The 16550-nt window shown below is 63.7% G+C and carries 17 protein-coding genes, 1 tRNA gene and 1 riboswitch; of the genes, 12 read left to right on the top strand and 6 right to left on the bottom strand.

What is annotated here, in order from left to right; genetic code table 11:
* Position 1: 1 nt before the first annotated feature.
* Genes pstC through phoB form a run of 5 tightly spaced genes read left to right on the top strand, consistent with a single transcriptional unit; the run spans position 2 to position 5128 of the window.
* Positions 2-1486, top strand: a complete 1485-nt coding sequence (gene pstC / locus AU381_RS09535) for a phosphate ABC transporter permease subunit PstC (RefSeq protein WP_064241470.1) — start codon at positions 2-4, stop codon at positions 1484-1486.
* Positions 1483-2805: a phosphate ABC transporter permease PstA gene (gene pstA / locus AU381_RS09530; RefSeq protein ID WP_064241469.1), complete on the top strand. Its 1323-nt coding sequence runs from the start codon at positions 1483-1485 to the stop codon at positions 2803-2805. Before pstC ends, pstA begins: the two co-directional genes overlap by 4 nt.
* 13 nt (positions 2806-2818) lie before the next feature.
* The gene (pstB, locus tag AU381_RS09525; RefSeq protein WP_064241468.1) at positions 2819-3634 is read left to right on the top strand and encodes a phosphate ABC transporter ATP-binding protein PstB; all 816 of its coding nucleotides are present in this window, start codon (positions 2819-2821) and stop codon (positions 3632-3634) included.
* Between the two features lie 47 nt (positions 3635-3681).
* Positions 3682-4395, top strand: coding sequence for a phosphate signaling complex protein PhoU (gene phoU, locus AU381_RS09520; RefSeq protein WP_064241467.1), 714 nt, complete (start codon positions 3682-3684; stop codon positions 4393-4395).
* Between the two features lie 49 nt (positions 4396-4444).
* Complete coding sequence (gene phoB, locus AU381_RS09515) at positions 4445-5128, top strand: phosphate regulon transcriptional regulator PhoB (RefSeq protein ID WP_064241466.1); 684 nt, start codon at positions 4445-4447, stop codon at positions 5126-5128.
* A gap of 81 nt (positions 5129-5209) precedes the next feature.
* On the opposite strand, the gene AU381_RS09510 is transcribed toward phoB, so the two are convergent.
* Complete coding sequence (locus AU381_RS09510) at positions 5210-5728, bottom strand: GcrA family cell cycle regulator (protein WP_064241465.1); 519 nt, start codon at positions 5726-5728, stop codon at positions 5210-5212.
* A gap of 418 nt (positions 5729-6146) precedes the next feature.
* Between AU381_RS09510 and AU381_RS09505 the strand changes: the two genes are divergently transcribed.
* The 3 genes from AU381_RS09505 to AU381_RS09495 all read left to right on the top strand — a co-directional run bounded on the left by AU381_RS09505 (position 6147) and on the right by AU381_RS09495 (position 9618).
* Positions 6147-7346, top strand: coding sequence for an aspartate aminotransferase family protein (locus tag AU381_RS09505; RefSeq protein WP_064241889.1), 1200 nt, complete (start codon positions 6147-6149; stop codon positions 7344-7346).
* Between the two features lie 69 nt (positions 7347-7415).
* A complete protein-coding gene (gene argF, locus AU381_RS09500; protein WP_064241464.1) occupies positions 7416-8333 on the top strand; it encodes an ornithine carbamoyltransferase in 918 nt (305 codons plus the stop codon).
* A 289-nt stretch (positions 8334-8622) separates the two neighbouring features.
* A complete protein-coding gene (locus AU381_RS09495) occupies positions 8623-9618 on the top strand; it encodes an Hsp33 family molecular chaperone (protein ID WP_064241463.1) in 996 nt (331 codons plus the stop codon).
* 8 nt (positions 9619-9626) lie between these two features.
* On the opposite strand, the gene apaG is transcribed toward AU381_RS09495, so the two are convergent.
* Positions 9627-10019 (bottom strand): Co2+/Mg2+ efflux protein ApaG, encoded by a 393-nt coding sequence (apaG, locus tag AU381_RS09490; protein WP_064241888.1) that lies wholly within the window; start codon positions 10017-10019, stop codon positions 9627-9629.
* Positions 10020-10130: 111 nt separating this feature from the next.
* On the opposite strand from apaG, the gene AU381_RS09485 reads away from it, so the two are divergent.
* The gene (locus AU381_RS09485) at positions 10131-10745 is read left to right on the top strand and encodes a CDP-alcohol phosphatidyltransferase family protein (protein ID WP_064241462.1); all 615 of its coding nucleotides are present in this window, start codon (positions 10131-10133) and stop codon (positions 10743-10745) included.
* Positions 10746-10797: 52 nt separating this feature from the next.
* Here AU381_RS09485 and AU381_RS09480 read toward each other — a convergent pair whose 3' ends face one another.
* Entirely contained in the window at positions 10798-11982 is a 1185-nt protein-coding gene (locus AU381_RS09480) for an O-succinylhomoserine sulfhydrylase (protein ID WP_064241461.1), read from the bottom strand.
* 42 nt (positions 11983-12024) lie between these two features.
* A riboswitch (SAM riboswitch) is annotated at positions 12025-12103 on the bottom strand.
* 75 nt (positions 12104-12178) lie between these two features.
* On the opposite strand from AU381_RS09480, the gene AU381_RS09475 reads away from it, so the two are divergent.
* From AU381_RS09475 to AU381_RS09465, 3 genes are all read left to right on the top strand, one after another.
* Positions 12179-13276 (top strand): 2'-deoxycytidine 5'-triphosphate deaminase, encoded by a 1098-nt coding sequence (locus AU381_RS09475; RefSeq protein WP_064241887.1) that lies wholly within the window; start codon positions 12179-12181, stop codon positions 13274-13276.
* Between the two features lie 50 nt (positions 13277-13326).
* Positions 13327-13401 (top strand) — tRNA-Gly (locus tag AU381_RS09470).
* A gap of 213 nt (positions 13402-13614) precedes the next feature.
* Positions 13615-14466: a transporter substrate-binding domain-containing protein gene (locus tag AU381_RS09465; protein WP_064241886.1), complete on the top strand. Its 852-nt coding sequence runs from the start codon at positions 13615-13617 to the stop codon at positions 14464-14466.
* A gap of 25 nt (positions 14467-14491) precedes the next feature.
* Here the strand turns inward: AU381_RS09465 and AU381_RS09460 are convergent, their stop codons facing one another.
* Genes AU381_RS09460 through AU381_RS09450 form a run of 3 tightly spaced genes read right to left on the bottom strand, consistent with a single transcriptional unit; the run spans position 14492 to position 16426 of the window.
* A complete protein-coding gene (locus tag AU381_RS09460) occupies positions 14492-14902 on the bottom strand; it encodes a tellurite resistance TerB family protein (RefSeq protein WP_064241460.1) in 411 nt (136 codons plus the stop codon).
* Complete coding sequence (locus tag AU381_RS09455; protein WP_064241459.1) at positions 14903-15760, bottom strand: thermonuclease family protein; 858 nt, start codon at positions 15758-15760, stop codon at positions 14903-14905.
* 12 nt (positions 15761-15772) lie between these two features.
* Positions 15773-16426 (bottom strand): S24 family peptidase, encoded by a 654-nt coding sequence (locus tag AU381_RS09450; protein ID WP_064241458.1) that lies wholly within the window; start codon positions 16424-16426, stop codon positions 15773-15775.
* Between the last annotated feature and the right edge of the window lie 124 nt (positions 16427-16550).

The raw sequence follows: 16550 nt of genomic DNA, 5'->3' as shown, positions 1-16550 counted from the left end.
GATGAGCACCTCGCTTCTTCTCCTGATCATTGCTTTGATTGGTATTGGCGCCTATTTCGCCGGCCGTGCCCGTTCGCTCACCCGGTCCGGCAACAAGCTTGCCACCTTGCATTCCCTGCCGGGCTACCATGGCAGCTACGTCGCCATCTGGGCCGTGTTGCCGGCGCTGCTCGTGCTTGCCGGCTGGCTGATCGCCTCGCCGATCTACATCGATTCCGCCGTCCGTTCGACGCTTCCCGATGCGGTCCAGAGCCAGGGTGACGCGACCGTCCAGCTTGCTCTCGGTCAGGTGAAGGCAGTCGCCACCGGGCTCAATCGCCTTGACGCGACGGAGATCGAAACCATCAAGGACGGCTCGGCCAATCTGCGCGAGACGCTCGCAGCCAGGGGCGTAGCGCTCGCCGGGGAAGGTCAGCCCTTCATGGTCGAGGCGGCGGAGCGGTTCAATGCGATGCGGCTCTATAGCCGCTGGCTGATGAGCGCCGTCGTGCTGCTTGTCGCGATTGCCGGCGGCCTTTATGCGATCCGCAATGTCACCGCACGCTTCCGCGCCCGCAATCAGGTCGAGCGCGTCATGCTCGGCTCGCTCGTCGTCGCTTCGTCGATCGCCATCCTGACGACGATCGGCATCATCGGTTCCATGCTTTCGGAGGCCGGCCGGTTCTTCAGCATGGTTTCGCCGGCCGAATTCTTCTTCGGCACGGTGTGGGATCCGCGCTTCGCGGCGGCCGGCAGCGAGGGGGCCTCCGGCCAGTTCGGCCTGCTGCCGCTTCTTGGCGGCACGCTCTATATCGCCTTCGTCGCCATGGCGTTCGCCGTGCCGATCGGCCTGTTCGCCGCCATCTACATGGCCGAGTATGCAAGTCCGCGACTGCGCTCGATTGCGAAGCCGCTCCTGGAGGTGCTCGCCGGCATCCCGACGATCGTCTACGGCTTCTTCGCCCTCGTCACCGTCGGACCGTTCCTGCGCGACATCTCCGCGCAACTGAACGGGCTTATCACCGGCAACTACCAGAACTTCATCCAGGCGCAGAGCGTGCTGACCGCCGGGATCGTCATGGGCATCATGCTCATTCCGTTCGTCTCGTCGCTCTCGGACGATATCATCACGCAGGTGCCGCGGGCGCTACGCGACGGCTCGCTCGGGCTCGGCGCGACGCGCTCGGAAACTGTCAAGAAGGTCATTCTTCCCGCCGCGCTGCCCGGCATCGTCGGAGCGCTGCTGCTGACCGCCTCGCGCGCGGTCGGCGAAACGATGATCGTCGTGCTTGCCGCCGGCGTCGCCGCGCGCATGCAGATCAATCCCTTCGAACCGATGACGACCGTGACGGTTAAGATCGTGCATCAGTTGACGGGCGACCTCGAGTTCACCTCGCCGCAGACGCTGGTCGCCTTCGCGCTCGGCATCACGCTCTTCGTCATCACGCTCGCGCTCAACATCTATGCGCTCTACATCGTGCGCAAATATCGGGAACAGTACGAATGACCGACGTTGCTTCTCCAACGGTAAGGGTCTCGACCCGTCCTGCCGAAAGCCGCCGCGACATCGGCATCAAGCGCCGTTACGCCGCGGAGCGCCGGTTCCGCGCCTACGGCATCAGCGCCATCGTGATCGGCCTGTTCTTCCTTGCGGTCCTTGTCTGGAGCGTCGTTTCGAAAGGCTACACGGCCTTCCAGCAGACGACGATTACGCTGCCGATCGAGTTCTCGGAGAAGGTGATCGATCCGAAGAACGAGCGGGCGACCGATCCGAAGCAACTGCAGACGGCCAACTATCCGGTCCTTGCCCGCGACGCCCTGGTCAAGCGGCTCGGCATCGACCCGAAGAAGCGGCCGCTGGTCAAGCAGGCGAACGACATGGTGTCCGACAGCGTCCGCACGCAATTGCGCGACATCGTCGTTGCCGATCCTTCGGTCATCGGCAAGACGATCCCGGTGACGCTCCTCGCCGACGCGAACATCGATTCGGCCTTCAAGGGTCAGATCGACCTCACGGTCGAAGAATCGAAGCGCAAGGTCAAGGACCAGCAGGTCGCCTGGATGAACGAGCTGGCTGAGGCCGGCGTGCTGAAGAAGAGCTTTAACACCGGCATCTTCAGCTTCGGCGCCTCGAGCCGTCCGGAGGCCGCCGGGGTCGGCGTGGCGCTCGTCGGATCGGCCTATATGATGTTGATCGTTCTGGTCCTGTCGTTGCCGATCGGCGTTGCCGCCTCGATCTATCTCGAGGAATTCGCGCCGAAGAACCGCCTGACCGACCTGATCGAGGTCAACATCAACAATCTCGCCGCCGTGCCCTCCATCGTCTACGGTCTTCTCGGCCTCGCCGTCTTCGTGAACTTCGCCGGCATGCCGCGTTCGGCGGCACTCGTCGGCGGCCTGGTGCTGACGCTGATGACGCTGCCGACGATCATCATCGCGACGCGCGCCGCGCTGAAGGCCGTGCCGCCGTCGATCCGCTCCGCCGCGCTCGGCCTCGGCGCCTCGAAGATGCAGACGATCTTCCACCACGTGCTGCCGCTCGCCATGCCCGGCATCCTCACCGGCACGATCATCGGACTGGCGCACGCCCTGGGCGAGACGGCCCCGCTGCTGTTGATCGGCATGGTCGCCTTCGTCGTTGACTATCCGGGCTCGCCGCTCGAGCCCTCCACCGCGCTTCCGGTGCAGATCTACATGTGGGCGAACGAGGCGGAGCGCGCCTTCGTGGAGCGCACCTCGGGGGCGATCATCATCCTCCTGATCTTCCTCGTCATCATGAACCTCGGGGCAATTCTGTTGCGGCGTCGCTTTGAGCGTCGCTGGTAGTGGGGTAAGGACTATGAACATCATGTCGGAAGCTGCAGTCGAAAAGGCTCTGGACCAGAAAATGAACACGGTGCCCTTGAAGATGATCGGCAAGGATGTGTCGGTCTACTACGGCGAGAAGCGCGCGCTCTTCGACGTCAACCTGGATATCCGCGAGAACACCGTAACGGCGCTGATCGGTCCGTCCGGTTGCGGCAAGTCGACCTTCCTGCGCACGCTCAACCGCATGAACGACACGATCGAGAATTGCCGCGTCACCGGTCGGATCACCCTCGACGAGGACGACATCTACGATTCCTCGATCGACGTGGTGGAGCTGCGCGCCCGCGTCGGCATGGTGTTCCAGAAGCCCAATCCGTTCCCGAAGTCGATCTACGAGAATGTTTCCTATGGGCCGCGCATCCATGGCCTTGCCCGCACGAAGGCCGATTTCGACGAGATCGTCGAAACGAGCCTGCAGAAGGCGGGTCTTTGGAACGAGGTGAAGGACCGTCTGCAGGAGCCGGGGACCGGTCTTTCCGGCGGCCAGCAGCAGCGCCTCTGCATCGCCCGCGCCGTCGCCGTCAGCCCGGAAGTGATCCTGATGGACGAGCCCTGCTCGGCGCTCGACCCGATCGCGACCGCCAAGGTCGAGGAGCTCATTCACGAGCTGCGCGCCAATTTCACCATTGTCATCGTGACCCATTCGATGCAGCAGGCTGCCCGCGTCTCGCAGCGCACCGCCATGTTCCACCTCGGCAATCTCGTCGAGGAGAACGATACCGACAAGATGTTCACCAATCCGGATGACCAGCGCACCCAGGACTACATCATGGGCCGCTTCGGCTGATCGGCCGAAGACCCACTTGTGAAGAGCGCGCTCTCGAGGAACCGAAGATGTCCCACCCCCACATAACGACCGCCTTCGACGAAGAGCTGAAATATCTGACGCGCCGGATCTCCGAGATGGGCGGTTTGGCCGAGCAGATGGTGGCCGACTCCGTCCGCGCTCTCGTGAACTCCGACCTGGCGCTTGCCCAGAAGGTGATCTCCGACGACGCGATCCTCGATGAGGCCGAGCGCCAGATCGGCGAAAAGGCGATCGTCACTATCGCCAAGCGTCAGCCCATGGCCGCGGATCTCCGCGAGATCATGGGGTCGATCCGGATCGCCGCCGATCTGGAGCGTGTCGGCGACCTCGGCAAGAACACCGCCAAGCGCGTTATCGCGGTTGCCGGCTCCGGCATCCCGCGCAAGCTGGCGCGGGGACTGGAGCATTTGGCCGAGCTCGCGCTGGTGCAGCTCAAGGAAGTCCTCGACGTCTACGCCTCGCGCTCGCCGGAAAAGGCAAAAAGCATCCGCGAGCGCGACGAGGAGATCGACGCGATCTACACGTCGCTGTTCCGCGAGCTCTTGACCTATATGATGGAAGATCCGCGCAACATCACGCCCTGCACGCATCTTCTCTTCTGCGCCAAGAACATCGAGCGGATCGGCGACCACGCGACCAACATCGCCGAGACGATCTATTACATGGCGACGGGCGCCCAGCCGCAGGGCGAACGGCCGAAGGACGACACGACGTCGACGCTCGGATCCGTCACCGACTGAGACCGGCGCGCCCGCTACCTTATGAATCCAGGCAAGGAGTCGTAGCTGAATGTTGCCGAAGATAGCAGTCGTCGAGGACGAGGAAGCGCTGAGCGTGCTCCTGCGCTACAATCTCGAGGCGGAGGGCTTCGAAGTCGATACGATCTTTCGTGGCGACGAGGCGGAGATCCGCTTGCAGGAGCGCCTGCCAGACCTTCTGATCCTCGACTGGATGCTGCCCGGCGTCTCCGGCATCGAGCTCTGCCGCCGGCTTCGGCAGCGGCCCGAGACGGAGCGGCTGCCGATCATCATGCTGACGGCGCGCGGCGAGGAGAGCGAGCGGGTGCGCGGGCTCGCGACCGGTGCCGACGACTATGTCGTCAAGCCCTTCTCGACGCCCGAACTGATGGCACGGGTGAAGGCGATGCTGAGGCGCGCCAAGCCGGAGGTGCTGTCTACGGTGCTTCGCTGCGGCGACATCGAGCTCGACCGCGAAACGCACCGCGTCCACCGTCGCAGCCGCGAGGTGCGGCTCGGCCCGACGGAGTTCCGGCTCCTGGAATTCCTGATGTCCTCGCCGGGACGCGTCTTCTCTCGCTCGCAATTGCTCGACGGCGTCTGGGGGCACGACATCTATGTCGATGAGCGTACGGTGGACGTCCATGTCGGCCGCCTGCGCAAGGCCCTGAATTTCTCCAATATGCCTGACGTGATCAGGACGGTGCGCGGGGCCGGCTATTCGCTGGAAAGCTGAGGCCTTCGCTGTCGTCACAGCGCTCCAAAGAGAGAAGGGGCCTCTCGGGCCCCTTCATGCTTTTTCAGTTCAATCTTACCGTCAGCGCACGCGGCGCCGCTCGGCCGAGGGCTGATAGGCGAGCCTTGCGTGATAGCTGCAATAGGGCGAGGATTCCGGTGAATCGTTGCCGCAGAAGTGGAATTCTTCCTTGAGCGGGTCGCCGATCGGCCATTTGCAGGTCCGCTCGGTCAGCTGGGTCAGCTCCAGCCGGCGCGACATCGGCACGACGATGCTGGTGTCGAGAGCGATGTCCTGCTCCGCCACCAGATCGACGGCGACCTCTTCCTTGAGCACGGTGGTCCCGGCAGTGCGGGTGACGGTCCGGGTCACGGCGCGCGCCGCGTAGTTGGGGGCGCGGGGCGCGGAAGTCGTCCGCTTGGGGCGAGCCGCCGCGGTGGTTCCGCCGGCCTTGGCACGGCCCGGCAGGCTCAACCGATGAACCTTGCCGATGACCGCGTTACGACTGACGCCTCCGAGCTGCGCCGCTATTTGGCTCGCGCTCAGGCCCTCCGACCAAAGCTTCTTCAGCTTTTCAACCCGCTCGTCAGTCCAGTTCATTTCTGCACTCCCCGTTCTCGGCGTTTGGGATGGCAGAATCCATCACCGTTCTCCGGAAAAGCCCCGGAGTTTCAACGCGATAACTATTTTGGTGACTAGGTCCGCCGCATGCGTCTAGTAATTGAATATTAACCTACCGGCAGGGTGACTCCGTGGCAAGAGTCGCCGGAATCGCGCCGAATCGATTTCGCAGTTTTCCCCAACTTGCTGTCGGATAGTTGCATTTTTGCAAGCCCCGAGCGGTGATTTTTTCGCAGCCCGGAATCCGTGTCGGCGAAGTCGTCGCAAGCCTTGGTTTTGTTGACATTGCGCCGCGAAATGGGAATAGTGCCTCCCGCCGCCGAAAGGCGGCATTTTTGATTTTTGTCGGGCAGGATACGTCCGATAACGATGCCGACGGATGAAGGAGACGCCGACCATGGCCGCAACGACGCCGCTCTACGACACCTATCTGCGGGCGCCGTTGCGTTTCGAGCGAGGCGAGGGCGTCTGGCTGGTTGCGGAAGACGGCACGCGCTATCTGGACTTTGCAGCCGGCGTCGCGGTGAATTCGCTCGGCCATGCCCATCCGCATCTCGTCGAGGCTCTCAAAGGCCAGGCCGAGAAGCTCTGGCATGTGTCCAATCTCTACGACGTTCCCGGCCAGGAGAGCCTGGCGCGGCGGCTGACGGCCGTTACTTTCGCCGATCGCGTGTTCTTCACCAATTCCGGTGCCGAAGCGCTCGAATGCGCGATCAAGACGGCGCGCCGCTATCATTTCGCCAAGGGGCATCCGGAGCGGTTCCACGTCATCACCTTCGAAGGCGCTTTCCACGGCCGCACCATCGCGACGATCGCCGCCGGCGGCCAGCAGAAATATATCGAGGGGTTCGGGCCGAAGGCGCCAGGCTTCTACCAGGTGCCGTTCGGCGATATCGCCGCCGTCAAGAATGCGATCAACGACGAGACTGCCGCGATCCTCATCGAACCCATCCAGGGCGAGGGCGGCATTCGCCTCGCCCCGAAGGCGTTCATGCAGGAACTGCGCGCGCTTTGCGACGAGTACGGTCTGCTCCTGATCCTCGACGAGGTCCAGTGCGGCGTCGGCCGCACGGGCAAGCTCTTCGCCCATGAATGGGCCGGCATCACGCCGGACATCATGGCCGTTGCCAAGGGCATCGGCGGCGGCTTCCCGCTCGGCGCCTGCCTGGCGACGGAAGCAGCGGCCGCCGGCATGGTGGCCGGCACCCATGGATCGACCTATGGCGGCAATCCGCTGGCGATGGCGGTTGGCAATGCGGTGCTCGACGTCGTCCTCGCCGAAGGCTTCCTCGACAACATCCGCGACGTGGCGCTCGTCTTCCGCCAGGGTCTCGCCTCGCTCAAGGACCGCTTCCCGGATGTGATCGAGGAGATCCGCGGCGATGGGCTGATGCTCGGCATCAAGGCCAAGGTGCCGTCCGCCGACTTCCTTAAGGCGATCCGGGCCGAGAAGCTGCTCGTCGTGCCGGCCGGCGAAAACGTGTTGCGGCTGTTGCCGCCGTTGATCACCACCGCTGCCGAGGCGCGAGAGGGGCTGGCGCGACTTGAACGCGCTGCCGAAACGGTCCGGACCAATAGCGGCACGGCTGCGGCTTGAGATAGCGACGGATTGCGGGCGGCCCGAAAGCATGGTCGACTACCGGTTTATGACGGGAAATACAGCATCATGACTGCCACCAGACACTTCCTCGATCTCTCGGCGATGACGGCCGCCGACCTGCGCACGATCATCGACGATGCACGGGTGCGAAAGACGGCGACCAAGGCCGGAACGGCCGGGAAGCCGCTTGCCGGCAAAATGCTGGCGATGATCTTCGAGAAGCCGTCGACCCGAACCCGCGTTTCCTTCGATGTCGGGATGCGGCAGCTTGGCGGCGAGACGCTGTTCCTGTCGGGAACCGAAATGCAGCTCGGCCGCGCCGAGACGATCGGCGACACCGCCAAGGTTCTCTCGCGCTACGTCGACGCCATCATGATCCGCACGACCGATCACCGCCGGCTCCTGGAATTGGCCGAGCACGCCACCGTTCCGGTTATCAACGGCTTGACCGACGACACGCATCCCTGCCAGATCATGGCCGATATCATGACCTTCGAGGAGCATCGAGGTCCGGTCGAAGGCAAGACGATCGCCTGGACCGGCGACGGCAACAACGTGCTCCATTCCTTGATCGAAGGCTCGGCACGCTTCGGTTACCGGATGAACATGGCCGTGCCGCTCGGCTCCGAGCCGCAGGACAAGTTCATGAACTGGGCGCGCAACAACGGCGGCGAAATCCTGCTTTGCCATGAGGCGGAGCAGGCGGTTGCCGGTGCCCACTGCGTCGTCACCGACACCTGGGTGTCGATGAACCAGGAGCATCGCGCCCGGGGACACAATGTCTTCCAGCCCTATCAGGTCAACGAGGCGCTGATGAAGCGCGCCTCCCCGGAAGCATTGTTCATGCATTGCCTGCCGGCGCATCGCGGCGAGGAAGTCACCGACGAGGTCATCGATGGTCCGCAGTCCGTGGTCTTCGACGAGGCTGAGAACCGCCTGCATGCGCAGAAGTCCATCCTCGCCTGGTGCCTGGGCGCCGTCTGAGGTGTCGCTGAACCGGCTCGGGTCAACAGCTGCCGCAGCGGCGAGACTATTGAAACCGGCGAGGTTTGACACGATCTAGGCTGCATACGGGGCGGCTCCGGTGTGCCGGCAATCGCCGCTCACGGAGCCAGCAGGCGAGTTTGCCGAACGACGCTCGAAGGGGTGCCGGCAAAAGCACCTGGCTTCTGGACAAATCCGTTCACGGCGGGATCAAATAGATAACGGGCAGGTTGCACGAGGGTAAGCAATGCCCTTACTGCGGCCATTGTTCGCGAGAAAGGAGCAAACGATGACAGAGACAGCACCGGGACTTGGCGAGTTCGACTTTGCCGGTGACGACCACGTCGTTCCCTTTCAGGTCGAGGGCCTCGACGTGCGCGGCCGAGCCGTGCAGCTCGGTCCGATGCTCGACGCAATCCTCGAGCGGCACAGCTATCCGCTGCCGGTGGCGCGGCTCGTTGCCGAAACGGTCGTGCTGACGGTTCTGCTCGGAACCTCGCTCAAGTTCGAGGGCAAGCTGATCGTCCAGACCCAGGGCGATGGGCCGGTCGATCTCGTCGTCGCCGATTTCTCCACTCCGGACCGGGTTCGCGCCTATGCGCGCTACGACGAAGAGGCGCTTGCCGTCGCCGAGAAGGGCGGGCGCACGCAGCCGCACGAATTGCTGGGCAACGGCATCCTCGCCTTCACGATCGACCAGGGCGCCCATACCCAGCGCTACCAGGGTATCGTTGCGCTCGACGGCGCGACGCTGGAGGAGATCGCAGCGGTCTATTTCCGCCAATCGGAGCAGATACCGACCAAGGTCCGACTTGCCGTCGCCGAACTGCTCGACCGGGACGAAAACGGCAAGCCGCGGCATCGCTGGCGCGCCGGCGGCATGGTGGCGCAGTTCCTGCCCGAGGCGTCCGAGCGCATGCGCCAGCCGGATCTCCCCGGCGGCGACGGCGATGACGGCGACGCCAGCCTCCTCTTCGACGAGGACGATCTCTGGGCCGAAGCCAAGGTGATGGTCGAGACCATCGATACCGACGAGCTGACCGATCCGACGGTCGGCACGGAGCGCCTCCTTTATCGGCTGTTCCACGAGCGGGGCGTTCGCGTCTACCAGCCGCAGGCGGTCTATGATCGCTGCAGCTGCTCGCGCGACAAGATACGCGAGGTTCTCGAAGGGTTGAGCGAGGAGGACGTCGAGCACAGCATCGAGGACGGTCAGATCAAGGTGACTTGCGAGTTCTGCTCCACCAACTACCGTTTCGAGGCAAGCGAGGTGCGGTCTCAATAAGCGGTGCGTTAATTCAGCGTCCGCACCAGTCCGGGAGAATCCAGCGAAAAGGCGGGGATAGCCACAGTGAAGGTTTCCCCGTCTTCGGCTTCCATGCTGTAGTGGCCGAACATGACGCCGGATGGCGTGTCGAGCGGGCAGCCGGAGGAGTATTCGTAGGTGTCGCCGGGATTGAGCAGCGGCTGCTCGCCGATGACGCCGGGACCGCTCACCTCGTCCACCTGGCCGTTCTCGTCGGTGATGTGCCAATAGCGCGTCATCAGCCGAACCGCGATCTCGGAATGGTTCGATATGACGATGCGGTAGCCCCAGACATAGCGGCTGTCATCCGGATCCGATTGCTCTTCGAGATAGTACGGCTCCACCGTGACTTCTATGTCGCGAGTCAGTGCGCGGTACATGTTCGACATCCTGTTTCAAAACTGCTCGACTATCATACAGCGATAAGGTTTCGTGAAGAATAACGGCAAGATTATACGAGTCGCTTCAAATTTCACGCAAGGCGGGCGAACATGCTTGACGGCGCGGTGCGCAAGCGTCTGGATCCCATTTTGAACCGGCTGGGTGCGGCGCTCGCTACACGCGGCTTGGGTGCCGATGCGATCACGATCTGCGGCCTTTGTCTTGGACTTGCCGCGGCCGTCCTCATTGCCCGGCACTACTATCTTGCGGGTGCGGCTCTCATCCTGTTGAGCCGGCTCTGCGACGGCCTCGACGGGGCGGTGGCGCGCGCAACCCGCAAGACCGATTTCGGCGGCTTTCTCGACATCGTCCTCGACTTCGCCTTCTACGGCGCGATCCCGCTCGCCTTCATCGTCGCCGATCCGGCGATGAACGGCCTTGCCGGCGGGCTCTTGCTCTTTGCCTTCTATGTCAACGGCTCGAGTTTCCTCGCCTTCGCGGTGATTGCCGAGAAGCGGGCGCTGTCGACGGAAATCCGCGGTGCGAAGTCGCTCTATTTCACGACCGGGCTTGCGGAGGCGACCGAGACGATCGCCTTCTTTCTGGCAGCCTGCCTGCTTCCGGCCTGGTTTCCGCCGCTGGCAGTGATATTTGCCGCCGTCTGCCTTTACACCGCGCTCTCGCGGATCGTTCTCGCACGCCTCACTTTTCGCGACGGGCAATGAAAAAACCGCCCGCGGTAAGCGGGCGGTCAACACTCTCATGCTGCGAGTCAAATCAGGCCCGGACCGCCTCCAGCGCCTTGGCGAAATCCTCGACCAGATCGTCGCTGTCCTCGATGCCGGCCGAGAAGCGCACTGTACCGGCCGAGATGCCGAGTTCGGTGCGGGCCTCGTCGGTGAGGTTCTTGTGCGTCGTCGTTGCCGGATGGGTGATGAGGCTCTTGGAATCGCCGAGATTGTTGGAAATCCGCACGATCTCGAGCGCGTTCTGCAGCGCGAAGGCCGCTTCCTTGCCGCCTTTCAGCTCGAAGGCCACCAGCGTCGAACCGCCGCTCATCTGCTTGGCGATGATGTCGGCCTGCGGATGGTCCTTGCGGCCCGGATAGATGACCCGGGCCACCTGCGGCTGCTCGGCGAGGAAGTCGGCGATGCGGCGGGCGTTCTCCGTCTGCTGCCTGACGCGCAGCGGCAGCGTCTCGATGCCCTTGAGCAGCGTCCAGGCGTTGAAGGGCGACATGGCGGGGCCGGTATGGCGGAAATAGTCGTGCAGGTTCTCGTCGATCCACGCCTTGTCGGCCAGCACGACGCCGCCGAGGCAGCGGCCCTGGCCGTCGATATGCTTAGTGGCGGAGTAGACGACGATATGTGCGCCGAGTTCCAGCGGCTTCTGGAAGAGAGGTGTGGCGAAGACATTGTCGACGACAACCTTGGCACCGATCTGGTTGGCGAGCTTTGCGACGCCGGCAATGTCGATCACCTCGAGCGTCGGATTGGTCGGGCTCTCGAGGAAGAAGACCTTGGTGTTCGGGCGGACCGCCTCTTCCCAGTTCTTAAGATCGCGGCCATCGACCAGCGTGCATTCGACGCCGTATTTCGGCGCCAGCGTCTCGACGACCCAGCGGCAGGAGCCGAAGAGGGCGCGGGCGGCGACGATGTGGTCGCCGGCCTTGACCTGGCAGAGGATTGCCGAGGAGACCGCCGCCATGCCGGAGGCCGTGGCGCGCGCATCTTCGGCGCCTTCGAGCATGCACATGCGCTTCTCGAACATGTCGTTGGTCGGGCTGCCGTAGCGGGCATAGATGAAGCCGTCGGTCTCGCCTTTGAAGCGGGCTTCCGCCGCTTCCGAGCTCTCGTAGACGAAGCCCTGGGTCAGGAAGATCGCTTCGGAGGTCTCGCCGTGCTGCGAGCGGGTGGTTCCGCCGTGGACGAGTTGGGTTGCCGGGCGCCAGGTCTTGCTCATGCGACGATTACCTTCAAAACAAAAAAACCGGCCGCGAAACGACCGGTTTGACACCCGGCCTTTTTAGCTACTTGTTTAACGTGGCTGCAAGCCGACCGGCCAAATCACCACGGGATAAAGCTCCAATACTGCCTGGCCGCGCTTGCGTCAATTCCCGGAGTTTGGTTTTGTCTGGCAACTGAGAATGAGGATCGCAATGCCCCGCGAAACAGGGATTTTGGCCGACCGCGCGATTGCCGCGCTGTATGCCTCGGGACGTCTGAAGAGCGAGAAGGCGCTGGATAGTGACCAGATCCAGCCGGCCAGCCTCGATCTTCGCCTCGGATCCAAGGCGTTTCGCGTCCGGGCGAGCTTCATGCCGGGACAGGCCCATCTCGTCGCCGACAAGCTCGATCGTCTGAAGCTGCACGTGATCGATCTGAGCGAAGGCGCAGTCCTGGAGACCGGTTGCGTCTATATCGTGCCGCTGATGGAGAGCCTTTCTCTGCCGGAGAGCATGTCCGCCTCCGCCAATCCGAAGAGCTCGACAGGACGCCTCGATATCTTCACGCGCGTCATCACCGATAGGGCCCAGGAGTTCGACAAGATCCCGGCCGGCTATAGCGGGCCGCTCTATCTCGAGATCAGCCCTCGGACCTTTCCGATCGTTGTCCGCCGCGGCTCGCGTCTCTCGCAGATCCGCTTCCGCGTCGGCCATTCCGTTCTCTCCGAGCAGGAATTGCTGGCGCTGCACGAAAGCGACGTGCTCGTCGCCAGCGAGCGGCCCAATATCACCGGCGGCGGCATTGCGCTGTCGATCGATCTCAAGGGCACCGGGCCTGACGGCCTGATCGGCTATCGCGGCAAGCACCACACATCGGTGGTCGATGTCGACAAGAAGGCCGAGCACGCGGTCTTCGATTTCTGGGAACCGCTCTATAGCCGCGGTCGCGACGACCTGATCCTCGATCCCGACGAGTTCTATATCCTCGTCTCGCGCGAGGCGGTGCATGTGCCGCCGCTCTATGCCGCCGAGATGACGCCCTTCGACCCGCTGGTCGGCGAGTTCCGCGTCCACTATGCGGGCTTCTTCGATCCGGGCTTCGGCCACGCCTCGGCCGGCGGCAGCGGCAGCCGTGCGGTGCTCGAGGTTCGCAGCCACGAAGTGCCCTTCATCCTGGAACACGGGCAGATCGTCGGCCGCCTGATCTATGAGCACATGTTGGAACGACCGGAGGGCCTCTACGGCATCGATCTCGGCTCGAACTATCAGGCGCAGGGGCTCAAGCTTTCGAAGCATTTTCGTGCCGAGTGAGCATGAGAGCTTGACAGATCGCAGCTGTTGGGGAAATTTCCGCTTCTGACGCGGGTGTAGTTCAGTGGTAGAACGCCAGCTTCCCAAGCTTGATGTCGTCGGTTCGATCCCGATCACCCGCTCCATCTCTCTTCCGCTCCAACAGACGGTCGACAGCTTGTGCCGTGCGCCCTCATGTCGAAGATCCGTCAATGGCCAGCGCCGCAACACCCCGCTAAAGCGCCGTGCGTCTTTTCAGGCGCACGAAGATTGCTGTAGCACTTTGATTTGCTGCATGTTTCATCCTTAAATCGGCACGATTTAAAGAAACATGCAGTAGGCTCACGAATCGGATGGCAATGACGCGCGCTTTCTTTCACCGTCTTCTCGGCATGCTTGCGGTCTCGGGGTTGCTTCTTGTGTCCGGGGCGAACGCCGCGCCGAAGGACCTGCCTTTGCTGTTCGATGCCCGCGAGCGCATCGCCAAGCCCGATCTGACCGCGCTGGCGCGGCTGCGTTTCCTCACCACGGTCGATTTCCCGCCTTTCAATTTCATTGACCAGTCGGGCAAGCTTTCGGGTTTCCATGTCGACCTCGCCCGGGAAATCTGCCGTGAGCTGGAGATCGAAGCGAAATGCCAGATCCAGGCGGTGACCTATCCCGAGCTGATGCCCGCCCTCGAACAGGGCCAGGGCGAGGCGATCGTCGCCGGCATCGCCGTGACGCCGGAACTGAGGCGACGTTTCGCCTTCTCCAGACCCTTCATGCAATTGCCGGCGCGTTTCGCGCTCAACAGGAAGGCAGGCGGGGACGCTCAGAGGCCAGCCGATCTTATCGGCAGACCAATTGGGGCCGTTGCCGGCACGACCCACGAGGCGATGCTGAAAGCCTTCTTTCCGAAGCTCGAAGCCAAGGCCTATCCCGACCGCAATGCCTTGCTGAACGCCCTGCGGGAGGGCGCCGTGACGGCTGCCTTCTCCGATGGCATGCAGCTCTCCTTCTGGGTCTCCGGAAGCATTGCCGCGGGATGCTGCGCCCTGATGGATGGCGCCTATTTCTCGGAGCGCTTCCTGGGCGAGGGCCTGACGATCATGAACCGCACGAGCGAGCCCGCCCTGACCCAGGCAATCGACCATGCGCTCCTGGCGCTCTCGCGCAGCGGCAGGCTCGAGGAAATCTACCTGCGCTATTTCCCGAACGGCATCTATTGAACGGAAAATCCCGGCGCCGCGAATGCTACCTGCGAAAGCGGGCGAGGGCGCCGCGCTCGATCGCCGCGCAGGTGAGCTTGTCGAGGGCGAGACGGTCGCGCAACAGCTGCAACAGCCGGATTTCCTCGGTGCGGATGCGCTGGTCGGCAGCGGCGATCTCGACGGCAAGCGCATAGGCTGTTTCGTAGTGCCGCTGCGGCAGCGATTCGCGGACCATTTCGAGCGTGACGTCGAGCCCCTCCGGAGCGGCAAGCTGGGCCGCGCACTCGCGGCCGATATGGATCAGCCGATCCTCGTCGAAACCGTCGAAGGCCGGCAGGAAACGGACGAGCCCGCCGATCCGTGCGAATTCGTCATCGCTCATGATCCTGTCGACGGCCGACATCATGACCATGACATAGACAAGGGCTTCGTGCTGGCTGAGGCTCGCGGACATCTACTCTCCTGCAATCGATGGCGCCCAGTTAGGGATTCCCGCCGGGGCTTGCAAGTCCGGCACGGTCTCGCCGAAGTCCGCGCCGCCGGTGGGCTCGATCACCAGCCGCCTCCGGCTCAGATCACGCGGGTCGCTGCCGTAGAAACCGCGCTTGGCGTTGCGGGCAGCCTCCGCCTTCGCTTCGAGGGCAGTGCCTGGGAGCGGTATCGCCCAGCCGTTCGTGACCAGCCATTCGGCGACGTTGATTTTGCCGACGGTGCAGCTTGCGGCGGCGGAGCCTTCGGTCCTCTCGTCGACCTGGTCGCAGACGAGCGCACGCCCCCTCAGGAAATTGCGGAACGCCGTGCGCGCGACCATGCCGCAGGGCCAGCTCTTGCCGGTTCCCTCGCAGACCTTTTCCGCGTTTTCCGGCTCTATGTCCTTGATCTGCAGCGTCGTGCCGCCGTTCTGGACGAGCCCCGCTGCAAGCGCGACGGGTCGTTGCAGGACAATGGGGGATGCCTTCTTCTCTTCCGGGGCGGAAAGAGGCGGCCGTGGCGCAATCCTTTCAAGTGGTTTGGCAACGCCCTCTTCCGGGATGGCGAAGAGAGATGGGTCGACCGGCCGCACCGGCACCCTGGAGGTCTTGGCGGCAGCCTCCGCTTCGGCGGGCGACGGGGTCGGCTCGGCCGGAAGTTCCTCGGCTGCAACTGGTGCTTCAGCCGGTTCTTCGATTATGGCGTCCGGCGTCTCGAGAACGAAATCAGGCGTGGCGGCGCTTTCGCGGCCGCGGATCGTAGCGGCCCCGCCGAGCAGGATGCCGGTGTAGATGGTGAGGGCGGCGAGCCCGCCGGCGATGGAAATGAACTGCGGCCGCATCCTGACGCTATCCTATTGGCTGGCCCAGATGATTCGGGCGATCCATTCGACGTCTTTCATCTCGAAATTGCGGTTCGGGTGGTCGGGATTGAGCGACAGAAGCTCGACGCCGCGCGGCGTCTGCCGCGCCAGGATCTTCGCCATTACCTCGCCCTCGCGGCTCTTGAGGACGACGCGGTCGCCGCGGCGCACCTGCGCTCCCGGATCGACGATCAGCACGTCCCCGTCGCGATAGAGCGGCAGCATGCTGTCGCCCTGGACCTCCAAGGCGTAAACGCTCGCCTTGCGCTGCGACGCGACGGGGAACTCTACCTCGTCCCACCCTTGGCCGACGGGAAAGCCGCCGTCGTCGAAGAAGCCGCCTGCGCCGGCCTGCGCGAAACCGATGAGAGGAATGCCGGAAGCCGGCTGACCGGAGCGGGACGATGCTCCGCTGCCCGCTTGCAAGAGCGCCATGAACTGGTCGATCGTCGCGCCGGTCGCCTCGAGGATTTTCGAGATCGATTCCGTCGACGGCCATCGATCGCGACCGTCGGGGGACTGGCGCTTCGACTTGTTGAAGGAGGTCGGATCGAGACCGGCGCGCCGTGCGAGGCCGGACGGCGAGAGCTGATGGCGCTCCGCCAGCGCATCGATCGCTCGCCAGACGCTGTCATGTGAAAGCATGTCGATCCACCCTGCCACAGTGCGGCGACGCGGCGCCGCACACCGACCACCGGCTACGCCCGCTTCAGCCTCATTGTACCCTAACGAGGCGAGAAACCGCCGTAAAGAACAGGCAGGAAAATAG

Origin of the sequence: Sinorhizobium glycinis, assembly GCF_001651865.1 — a bacterium.
In the GTDB taxonomy this organism is placed as follows: Bacteria; Pseudomonadota; Alphaproteobacteria; order Rhizobiales; family Rhizobiaceae; genus Sinorhizobium; species Sinorhizobium glycinis.
This window is presented reverse-complemented; position numbering and strand designations above follow the sequence as displayed.

What these genes read in the sequence shown, in the direction of transcription:
- pstC (WP_064241470.1), top strand. Translation starts at nt 2, where the DNA reads ATGAGCACCTCGCTTCTTCTCCTGATCATTGCTTTGATTGGTATTGGC.
- pstA (WP_064241469.1), top strand. Translation starts at nt 1,483, where the DNA reads ATGACCGACGTTGCTTCTCCAACGGTAAGGGTCTCGACCCGTCCTGCC.
- pstB (WP_064241468.1), top strand. Translation starts at nt 2,819, where the DNA reads ATGAACATCATGTCGGAAGCTGCAGTCGAAAAGGCTCTGGACCAGAAA.
- phoU (WP_064241467.1), top strand. Translation starts at nt 3,682, where the DNA reads ATGTCCCACCCCCACATAACGACCGCCTTCGACGAAGAGCTGAAATAT.
- phoB (WP_064241466.1), top strand. Translation starts at nt 4,445, where the DNA reads ATGTTGCCGAAGATAGCAGTCGTCGAGGACGAGGAAGCGCTGAGCGTG.
- AU381_RS09510 (WP_064241465.1), bottom strand. Translation starts at nt 5,728, where the DNA reads ATGAACTGGACTGACGAGCGGGTTGAAAAGCTGAAGAAGCTTTGGTCG.
- AU381_RS09505 (WP_064241889.1), top strand. Translation starts at nt 6,147, where the DNA reads ATGGCCGCAACGACGCCGCTCTACGACACCTATCTGCGGGCGCCGTTG.
- argF (WP_064241464.1), top strand. Translation starts at nt 7,416, where the DNA reads ATGACTGCCACCAGACACTTCCTCGATCTCTCGGCGATGACGGCCGCC.
- AU381_RS09495 (WP_064241463.1), top strand. Translation starts at nt 8,623, where the DNA reads ATGACAGAGACAGCACCGGGACTTGGCGAGTTCGACTTTGCCGGTGAC.
- apaG (WP_064241888.1), bottom strand. Translation starts at nt 10,019, where the DNA reads ATGTACCGCGCACTGACTCGCGACATAGAAGTCACGGTGGAGCCGTAC.
- AU381_RS09485 (WP_064241462.1), top strand. Translation starts at nt 10,131, where the DNA reads ATGCTTGACGGCGCGGTGCGCAAGCGTCTGGATCCCATTTTGAACCGG.
- AU381_RS09480 (WP_064241461.1), bottom strand. Translation starts at nt 11,982, where the DNA reads ATGAGCAAGACCTGGCGCCCGGCAACCCAACTCGTCCACGGCGGAACC.
- AU381_RS09475 (WP_064241887.1), top strand. Translation starts at nt 12,179, where the DNA reads ATGCCCCGCGAAACAGGGATTTTGGCCGACCGCGCGATTGCCGCGCTG.
- AU381_RS09465 (WP_064241886.1), top strand. Translation starts at nt 13,615, where the DNA reads ATGACGCGCGCTTTCTTTCACCGTCTTCTCGGCATGCTTGCGGTCTCG.
- AU381_RS09460 (WP_064241460.1), bottom strand. Translation starts at nt 14,902, where the DNA reads ATGTCCGCGAGCCTCAGCCAGCACGAAGCCCTTGTCTATGTCATGGTC.
- AU381_RS09455 (WP_064241459.1), bottom strand. Translation starts at nt 15,760, where the DNA reads ATGCGGCCGCAGTTCATTTCCATCGCCGGCGGGCTCGCCGCCCTCACC.
- AU381_RS09450 (WP_064241458.1), bottom strand. Translation starts at nt 16,426, where the DNA reads ATGCTTTCACATGACAGCGTCTGGCGAGCGATCGATGCGCTGGCGGAG.